Genomic DNA, 8605 nt, shown 5'->3' on the forward strand with positions numbered 1-8605 from the left:
ATTCATCTCCCACCTAAAATTGGTGTTTCACACCTTCACATTTTTGAGGAAGGAGTCTTCTGTCGGAAAACAATAAAAAATTTTTAAGTTAATGGATGTGGAGTCTCGCCACATAATAAAAAGGTAGAAATATATTTAATATATTCCTACCTTTGATTTTATTGAGTTTAGCATCTATGATCTAAATATCACAGAAGGTAGTTTTCTTTTATACTTCTATATCTTTCCCTTCTGCTACCACTGTATCTCGCCACAACACAAGTAGTTTTCTAAATTCAGAGGTCTCAATTTTACATTGGTTATTTGGAGCACTCATAAATAAGTTAATAGCACTGGTGTAATTAGGTTCAATGTAGACTGCTGCTACGTTCCCTTCTATTTCATATTGCGGAACTTTTTGGTCTACTACATTATCTAAAATTTGTATATACTCATCTGCTTCATCATCTAAAATATCTTCCAAGAAATGAGAAATTATAGAAATTTCTTTTGGCAAACGTATTCTTAATCCGCCAAGTCCATCACGATAAAATTCGTATGTATATTTCATTTTTTACCTCCTAGTATAAACAGGATATGCTGTTATTATCTCATTATTTTGTATAATCATTTCTACTTTAAATCCGTGGGATGTTTGTCCTACATATCTAACTGTATCGACTTGAATCTTATTATCGTATGCTTCTTTGATAGAATCAAGTACCTGTACTCTATCCCAATCCTTAGGGAAAAATGAAGAAAGCGCGTTTTTTGTTTCACCGTCTACTTTTACTTTTGCTCTATATACTCCCGCAGAATTTGGTGCATGGGTAATTCTAACTATTTCTCCTCCACCCATCATACTTTCATGGTGATATCCAACAGCTTTTAGTCCCCACCATTTTTGTTTTAGTTCCCCATGAAAAAGGTGCTCCATAAGTGATGAATCAAAACTATACGGAACATTGCCACTATTAGTTCTGCTACTATTAATTCTTCCACTACTAGCAAATTGATAGGTAGAGAGTTTTTCTTCAGCTTGTTTAAAGTCTGGTGTGTCAAATCTAGATCGCAAACCATCTCCACCAGCAAAAGCAAATCGATCTTTTAATGGTAAGTGGCTTGAAATATAAGGTGTATCACCTGAAAATTTCGTTAACTTTACAGAGTCTCCAAGGGAAGTTACTTTTCCAATTTGGCCTGCTCCTTTATCTCCAAGCCATCCTAAACCAAACTCCATAAAAATATTTGTTCCCCATTGTGTACGACTTTCAGCATCGCCATGCCAAAATTCATTCATAAAAGTGTCTGAAAAAGTATTTATCATGGTATATGCGGTTTCTATAGGATGACCTGCAGCATACTTTAGGTTCTCCTTTGTCACTGTATCGTCTAACGAATTGTATGTCTCTACTAAACCACCAATAAATTCTCCAGATCCATTCCAAACCCCTTTTATAAACTTTTCTAGTATATTCTTTTCCGAAGAACTACCTAATAGTATACCAGATTCAATTAGATTATTTGTTTTTATACTATTATCTAATCGAATATTATTATCTAGATATTCATGAATAGAATCTGCCCATTCCATATTTATTCTTTGTGTACTAAATGTACCACTTGCAGGGCTAAAGCCTTTTCCACTTTGAACTTCAGCTAGGCCTGCAGCGATACTAGCCGCTAATTGAATCGCGGTAGCATAGTTATTACTAGATGTTTGATTAAATTCATATAGATGTTCTAACTTTTCCTGGATTTTACGGCGCATCTCAATAAATAGGTTAACCATTGCATCCATATCCGGTAGTGGCATAATTTGTTTTGTAACTTCAATACTTGCTATCATTCGGTCAATCTCTCGGATTTGTTCTAATAGTTCTTGTTCAACTACATCTGTTGAGGCGACTCTTGATTGAAACTCAGCAGGAAAAGATTCATTTTGATGGAGTAATTCTTCACATAGGTAAATAATCCCCTGTGCTAAAGGAAGAAACGTTTCTGCAAAATACATTTTCGCACTATAATAAGTCTGACCCTGTAGGACAGAATCACCCACAAAACTGTCGATAGATTGGATTACTTGCTCCATACTTTGTATAGTAGCAGTACAAAAAGCATACATAGTGTTTGTTTGGGATTGTACCTCTCCAAGATACATATTTAAACTCATAAATTGGCCTCCCTAGCAAGTTTTTGTTTTTGATGAGTGAGGTCATTTTCTAGATTGTATAATTTTTGTTTCTCTTGAATTAATGTTTCCTTTTGTTCTTCTAATTTATAAGAAAGGCTTCTTTCAATTTGTTGAGTTTCTAATTGTATATTGGTAAAAAAGCGAAAGAGTTCTTTATCACCATGCCATGTTTCTAAAATACGATGAAAAAAGCGATGGCTGCGTATTTTTAATTCTTGAAAGTCTGCTTCTGCTTGTTCTTGTGTTTGTATTGCGCGTTGATTTTGGTATTGTTCCTCGGATAGATTCATTAGATTTTGACTCAAGACCTTCATTTTTTGTTCTATTTCTTGATTCATTTTTTCCGCCTACCTTTTTGCTTATATATAAGTTAACAGAAGGGATAAAGGAAAAATTCTTAAAAAAGCTAAAAATTCTTCTGTAAATCGTTGTCCATTCGTTCAAACTCTGTTGCTACAGACTGTATATTGTCAATGGATTGCTGAAAGGCAGCAAGAAATTGTCTAGTTAATTCTAAGGCTTGTTGGTTTGCTTCCTGTGCTTTGTAATTAACGGTTAAAGTTGTACGTGTTGCGTGCGTTATTGATTTACCTGTTGCATTTTGAATTGCGTCAGAAGCTGATCTCATTTGAGTAGCAATTTGTTCAGCTTTTTGAACATTACTTTGAAAGATTGCCATTATAATATAACTCCTTACTTCAATATGTTTTTTAATAGTAAAAAGAACGGGCTATGTATTTTATTATGTTTAATATTAAATTAGCAGTATTTTCATATGTTATAAAACATAGCCTTATATTAATTGATTGATCCATAAAATGGAATACAATATTAATTATACCAATAAATCACTAGGTTTACTTAGGCGAATTTTGGCTTTAATACAAAATCATCCATGATACTTAATAATTAAATTCTGAAGGAGTAAAAAGGTATGAAAATTTGGCAATTAAAAAGCTTATTTGATAACTATCAATCTTTTCAGCTACTAAATTTAAAAGAAGACCGTAAAAAATATTTTGATGGGAAAATTGATTTGGCAATAAAACTGTCTGATTCGTGGGGAAAAATTTTTATTGAATGTGTAGAAGGTGATAAAAAAAGTGACTGTCCTATGTTCTGGGGAGAACTTGGTACACCAATGATTAGCAGAAAAGCAAAAGAAATATTAGAGCCTCTAATCTGTAATAATGTTGAGTTCCTTCCATTAATTCATGATGTTACAAGTGAAGTTTATTACCTAATAAACGTTCTAAATACAGTTGATGCAATTAACTACAATAAAGCAGTTTTGAAAAAACTAAGTACAGGGTTAATAATAGGGTTCGAAAAATACGCATTTTTAGCCAATAAAGTTGAGGGGCAGATAATATTTAAAACATTTTTAAATCAAAGATTACATTCTTCTACTGTCTTAGTATCTGATGAATTTAGAAATACAGTTTTAGAAAACAATTTAAAAGGTTTCGAATTTGTTGAGGTATGGGATTCAAAAGATCGTGCGTAAAGAGATCTAATAAAAATAGTTTACTGATGTAAATTTATACCCAAGAGAGTAATAAATGTAATATAAGAAGCTTATGTATTTGTATAAGCTTCTTCTTAGAATTAAGCGCGGAAAGGTATAGTAATTAATATTTACTATATATTTTGGCTTCACAAAATAAGTTATTATCCTGCTTCAGGAAATAAAAATATGTCAGCTGATAATTAAATACAATTGGCATCATTCTATACAACAAAATGAATGGACTGTAAAGGATGATGAGAGTGTTGTAACGAAAAGAAAGCTCAAACGAAACCTTTACTATCAAGTTCTGGTTTTCCTCAGGTAAAAATTTCTGCTATGCAAAGAAAGCGAAGAAGGCTTGAAGGATACGATACTGATATAAATTATGAATTTAATGTAAGCTATAGAGAAATGATTGAGGCAGGAGTTGATCAGAAAACTGCAAGAAAAGTATTGGTAGATGCTTATAAATATTTTGATAGTTTGGGAGGTTTTGTGAAAAAATGATAAATTTATCTAATGTTTCTGGTTTAATAAAAAATAAGCCAGCAAATGATATTGGAATTCAAGAAATAGAAGATGTAATGAAAGTTAAATTACCAAATGTACATAAAGATTTATTGAAGTATACAAATGGTTTTTCTATAGGTGGAGGATTAATAATTTATGGTACTGATGATATTATAGAACGAAATGAGACTTGGGAAGTAGCAGAATATGCAAATGGTTATGTTGCTATTGGTGATGATGGTAGTGGCAATGTTTTTTTAATGTCGCAAGGTGCAGATGTACGAGAAGTAAGGGCTGTTGATTCTGGTGATATGAATCCAAATCATGCCACTGTAGTTACATTAGATTTTATTGAATGGGTAAATACGGGTTGTTTGAATCAAAAAATACAGAAAATAAAAGAAGAAATCCCTGATACGTGTAATATAGTGTTAATAGAAATTCCTAATGGAGGATTAAAAGATTTAGTAAAGATAAAAAGTGTACTCGCACTTGATATTTCAACAGGGGAACTATTAAAAGGATCAAAAAACCTTCCTTTTACATTAGTAAAAGGAGCTCCATATGGTAAAGCAAAAAAAATAATTGAAAAATTAGGATCTATTGGTTTAGCACTAAATACAATACCAATGGATAAAAATAATTAATGTTAAACATAATTTGAAATTCATTTTTAACTTATTTCCCGAAAGAAGTCTCCTTCCTCAAGCGTGTGAAGGGCGTAGCCCGACGATAGGTGGGAGACGAATTTCGGTTTGGCGGAGCCAAAAGGCTTTGCTTTTTATTTTTCCTCTGATAGAATCAGTCTTATAAAGAATAAAGGTTGTTATATCAATGAAATTAGATAATAATAATCATTCGGTGTTCTTGCTATATTATCACCTTGTATTGGTTGTGAAATACAGAAGAAATGTGTTCAATGATGATATATCAGACTATGCAAAAGACATGTTTGTCAGGTTATCTGAGAATTACAACATAACATTGATAGAGTGGAATCATGATGTAGACCATGTTCATATTTTGTTCAAGGCTCATCCGAATACAGAAATGACAAAATTTATTAATGCTTATAAAAGTGCAAGTTCTCGACTCATCAAGAGAGACTTTCCACGAGTGAAAACGAAACTTTGGAAAGAGATGTTTTGGTCAAGAAGTTTTTGCTTATTAACTACTGGGGATTCTCCAATAGACGTAGTAAAGAAATATATTGAAAATCAAGGCGAAAAGTGAGGTGAAATGATATGCCAAAGCACAATAAAGTATATAAATTCCGTTTGTATCCAACAGAAGAACAAGCATATCTTATGCATAAAACCTTCGGTTGTGTACGTTTTGTATATAATATAATGTTAGCTGAACGAAAAGAAGCGTACGAAAAGTACAAAGATGATAGGGAGCAACTAAAGAAACAAAAGCCTTCAACTCCCGCGAAATATAAAGCAGAATTTGAGTGGTTAAAAGAAGTGGATTCATTAGCTTTGGCAAATGCTCAACTAAACTTGTAAACTGCCTATAAGAATTTCTTTAGTGGTCAAAATGACTTCCCAACATTCAAAAGTAAAAAAGACAGAAAGTCTTATACAACGAATGTAGTAAACGGAAATATTTTGTTGCTGAATGGTCATATAAAATTGCCAAAACTCAAAATGGTACGTATCAAACAACATAGAGAGATACCACAAGATTATAGAATCAAGTCATGTACGATTTCTATGACTCCTACGGGTAAATACTATGTGTCCATCTTGACTGAATATGAAAAAGAAATTGTACAAAAAGAAGTAGAAACAGTTGTGGGGTTAGACTTTGCGATGGATGGATTATACGTTAGTTCTGAGGATGAGAAAGCCAATTATCCTAATTTCTATCGTAACATGTTAGACCAGTTAGCAAAGGCACAACGAGTATTATCAAGGCGTAATAAAGGTTCTGAGCGTTGGCATAAACAACGTATTCGTGTAGCTAAGTTACATGAGAAAGTAGCTAACCAACGTAAGAATTTCCTTCATCATGAGTCTAAAAAGTTAGCTACTCATTTTGATGTCGTAGCTATTGAAAATCTTAACATGAAAGGAATGTCGCAAGCACTTCATTTTGGAAAAAGTGTCACTGATAATGGATGGGGTATGTTCACTTCTTTCTTAGCTTATAAACTAAACGAACAAGGAAAACAACTTTTGAAAATAGACAAATGGTTTCCTTCCACCAAAACATGTAGCAATTGTGGAAATATAAAAAATATGACTTTGTCTGAACGAATTTATTCTTGTATATGCGGTGTAAATCTCGATAGAGATTATAACGCAGCTATTAATATCAAAAATGAAGCAATACGCCTATTAGCGTTAGGATAAATTGCAATAACAAAACCTTTGGAACAAGGAAGTTAGCTCGGCTGTCTAAGGACAAATTCGTTAGCTATCAAAAGTAATGATTAACCGAGAAGCCGCCACTTCAAACAGTCCGTTAGGACGTTAAGTGGCGGGTAGTTCACTTGCCTGATATTAATTTAATGATTTATTAAAAACGAACTAACATTTTAAAGGTTAGTTTGTTTTTTATTTTTTTACAAGAATTAAATAAGGAATGTGAACTCAGAGATGGATAAGAAGAGATTTATTAGAAGGCAATTTACGATTAAATGAACCCAAGAAATAACTATATAAATGGTAATAATAAAGGGGAATATATATGAAGATTTGGCAATTAAAAAGCTCGACTGATGATTATGAAAGCTTTCAATTATTGAACTATGAAGAGGATAAAAAATATTTTAAAACTAGTTTTAATTCTATGGTGAGTTTGTCAGATTCATGGACGCCTAAGTTCATTGAGGTAACAGATGAAGGGAAATCAAGCGATTCCCCTATTTTTTGGGGAAGGTCTGGTGTACAAATAATTAGTGAAAAAGCCAAGAATGTTTTAGAACCTATAGTAGGAGATAATATTGAATTTTTACCATTAATTCATAAACAAATAAATAAAAAATACTATGCAATGCATGTTTTAAGGGTGTTGGAAGCACTTGATACTAATAAAACAATCTTTGATAAGTTAAGTTCAGGTTTAATAATAGGATGTAAAAAATTTGCATTTATTCCTTATGTTATCCAGCACGAACCGATTTTTAAATTGAATATAAACGGGAAGGTACATCCTAACTATCTTTTAGTATCAGATCAATTCAAAAATGCAATTTTAGAGAGTAAATTAAAAGGTTTTCAATTTACTGAAGTGTGGGATTCAGAAGAGGGTGCGTAAAGAAATCTAATTTAATTAGATTAGTAATGTGAACCCATATCTAATAGAGTAAAAAATAAAAAGCTTAAGCACATTGAAATGAACTCGAATATTAGTACATGATAAAAACATCAACTGAATTCGCATTCTAATCTTTCTCGTTTTATTTTTTTGCAACGATGAATGAGGAAGAATGCTTATCATGTTTTAAATTAAAATTATATTGGCTAACGTGAAGAATACCAATCATTTACTTCTCCCATCAGTACAAGTAAATGATTGGTACTTCTTTTTAATATCGCTAAGTATTAACTACGAGCAGAATACTTTATTTCATTCTTTTTTCCCTTACAGTTTGATCTTGTAATCGCTGTTGTTCGTTGAATAGTCGATGAACAATCACGCGGGTTGGGATTTTATCAGTCATTCCTACATAAGCGTTAGATATTTTGCAGGTTTGTCCAGACTGAAAAGAGCTTATGAAACCATCCATTATTCACGTTCTTCTTCATATATTTGTACCACAATTATTTTTTTTGCTGTTAAAACTAGTTTTTAAGCAGCATATGCTTTAGCAACTGCAGAAATTCTGTATCACTTTTATCATCTTTTATATAATCCTGTTCGTAGTTAAAAATCATTCGTACTAACATAAAAGCTGTAAGTGGTAATGGTACCTTATGCAAAGCTCCTTGCTGATAACCTTTTTCGAGCAAATTACTTATCATGTTAATTGCTTCTTCTTCAGATTGTTTAAAACAAGTTGTAATTTCAGGTGAATGGTACTCTTTATATTCTTGAAAGAGTTTAGAAACAAACGGATCTTGATGATATTCTAGGCTGATATAATGAAGAATTTTTTGTATTCGAAGTAAAACATCTTTTTCTTCTTTATATAAATTAAATAATTGTGAGCGTTTGAGCTGAATATGACGCATATAGCAGTCGCATAATATTTCAGTTTTATCTGTGTAGTAATAATAAATAGTACCTTTACCAACTTTAGCTGTCTTTGCAATTTCATCAACTGTTGTGTTACGGACACCACGCGTAGAGAACAGTATTGTGGCAGATTGAATGATTTTCATCTTTTTATTTTCTTTTTCTAATTTGATCATTGTCTACACCCTATCCTTGAAATATTTAGCGAAGTTTTCTTTCATTACATT

Annotated in this window: 10 protein-coding genes and 2 pseudogenes; 6 read left to right on the plus strand and 6 right to left on the minus strand. The window is 32.0% G+C overall.

Annotated elements, in window-relative coordinates:
• Positions 1-208: 208 nt before the first annotated feature.
• The 4 genes from QO049_RS30025 to QO049_RS30040 form a co-directional block, all read right to left on the minus strand.
• Entirely contained in the window at positions 209-550 is a 342-nt protein-coding gene (locus QO049_RS30025; RefSeq protein WP_000878117.1) for a hypothetical protein, read from the minus strand.
• A 3-nt stretch (positions 551-553) separates the two neighbouring features.
• A complete protein-coding gene (locus QO049_RS30030; RefSeq protein ID WP_284489798.1) occupies positions 554-2152 on the minus strand; it encodes an EndoU domain-containing protein in 1599 nt (532 codons plus the stop codon).
• Positions 2149-2511, minus strand: a complete 363-nt coding sequence (locus QO049_RS30035) for a DUF3958 family protein (protein ID WP_001070984.1) — start codon at positions 2509-2511, stop codon at positions 2149-2151. Before QO049_RS30035 ends, QO049_RS30030 begins: the two co-directional genes overlap by 4 nt.
• 68 nt (positions 2512-2579) lie before the next feature.
• On the minus strand, positions 2580-2852 hold the full coding sequence (locus QO049_RS30040) for a TIGR04197 family type VII secretion effector (protein ID WP_000974199.1): 273 nt from the start codon (positions 2850-2852) through the stop codon (positions 2580-2582).
• Positions 2853-3107: 255 nt separating this feature from the next.
• On the opposite strand from QO049_RS30040, the gene QO049_RS30045 reads away from it, so the two are divergent.
• The 6 genes and pseudogenes from QO049_RS30045 to QO049_RS30070 all read left to right on the plus strand — a co-directional run bounded on the left by QO049_RS30045 (position 3108) and on the right by QO049_RS30070 (position 7457).
• Entirely contained in the window at positions 3108-3680 is a 573-nt protein-coding gene (locus tag QO049_RS30045; RefSeq protein WP_284489799.1) for an imm11 family protein, read from the plus strand.
• Between the two features lie 330 nt (positions 3681-4010).
• A complete protein-coding gene (locus tag QO049_RS30050; RefSeq protein ID WP_372584820.1) occupies positions 4011-4190 on the plus strand; it encodes a hypothetical protein in 180 nt (59 codons plus the stop codon).
• Positions 4187-4840, plus strand: coding sequence for an SMI1/KNR4 family protein (locus tag QO049_RS30055; protein ID WP_284489800.1), 654 nt, complete (start codon positions 4187-4189; stop codon positions 4838-4840). Before QO049_RS30050 ends, QO049_RS30055 begins: the two co-directional genes overlap by 4 nt.
• Positions 4841-5027: 187 nt before the next feature.
• Complete coding sequence (gene tnpA / locus QO049_RS30060) at positions 5028-5426, plus strand: IS200/IS605 family transposase (RefSeq protein WP_000762720.1); 399 nt, start codon at positions 5028-5030, stop codon at positions 5424-5426.
• 11 nt (positions 5427-5437) lie between these two features.
• Positions 5438-6550: pseudogene (locus QO049_RS30065) on the plus strand (RNA-guided endonuclease TnpB family protein).
• A gap of 337 nt (positions 6551-6887) precedes the next feature.
• Complete coding sequence (locus QO049_RS30070; protein WP_284489801.1) at positions 6888-7457, plus strand: imm11 family protein; 570 nt, start codon at positions 6888-6890, stop codon at positions 7455-7457.
• A 122-nt stretch (positions 7458-7579) separates the two neighbouring features.
• Here the strand turns inward: QO049_RS30070 and QO049_RS30075 are convergent.
• Both QO049_RS30075 and QO049_RS30080 read right to left on the minus strand, forming a co-directional pair.
• Positions 7580-7929, minus strand: a pseudogene (locus QO049_RS30075) (IS4 family transposase); the annotation flags it as partial.
• A gap of 55 nt (positions 7930-7984) precedes the next feature.
• A complete protein-coding gene (locus tag QO049_RS30080) occupies positions 7985-8554 on the minus strand; it encodes a TetR/AcrR family transcriptional regulator (protein ID WP_106081871.1) in 570 nt (189 codons plus the stop codon).
• Positions 8555-8605 lie beyond the last annotated feature (51 nt).

The organism is Bacillus sp. RB3, assembly GCF_030164735.1.
In the GTDB taxonomy this organism is placed as follows: domain Bacteria; phylum Bacillota; class Bacilli; order Bacillales; family Bacillaceae_G; genus Bacillus_A; species Bacillus_A cereus.

What these genes read in the sequence shown, in the direction of transcription:
- QO049_RS30080 (WP_106081871.1), bottom strand. Translation starts at nt 8,554, where the DNA reads ATGATCAAATTAGAAAAAGAAAATAAAAAGATGAAAATCATTCAATCT.
- QO049_RS30045 (WP_284489799.1), top strand. Translation starts at nt 3,108, where the DNA reads ATGAAAATTTGGCAATTAAAAAGCTTATTTGATAACTATCAATCTTTT.
- QO049_RS30040 (WP_000974199.1), bottom strand. Translation starts at nt 2,852, where the DNA reads ATGGCAATCTTTCAAAGTAATGTTCAAAAAGCTGAACAAATTGCTACT.
- QO049_RS30070 (WP_284489801.1), top strand. Translation starts at nt 6,888, where the DNA reads ATGAAGATTTGGCAATTAAAAAGCTCGACTGATGATTATGAAAGCTTT.
- QO049_RS30030 (WP_284489798.1), bottom strand. Translation starts at nt 2,152, where the DNA reads ATGAGTTTAAATATGTATCTTGGAGAGGTACAATCCCAAACAAACACT.
- QO049_RS30055 (WP_284489800.1), top strand. Translation starts at nt 4,187, where the DNA reads ATGATAAATTTATCTAATGTTTCTGGTTTAATAAAAAATAAGCCAGCA.
- QO049_RS30025 (WP_000878117.1), bottom strand. Translation starts at nt 550, where the DNA reads ATGAAATATACATACGAATTTTATCGTGATGGACTTGGCGGATTAAGA.
- tnpA (WP_000762720.1), top strand. Translation starts at nt 5,028, where the DNA reads ATGAAATTAGATAATAATAATCATTCGGTGTTCTTGCTATATTATCAC.
- QO049_RS30035 (WP_001070984.1), bottom strand. Translation starts at nt 2,511, where the DNA reads ATGAATCAAGAAATAGAACAAAAAATGAAGGTCTTGAGTCAAAATCTA.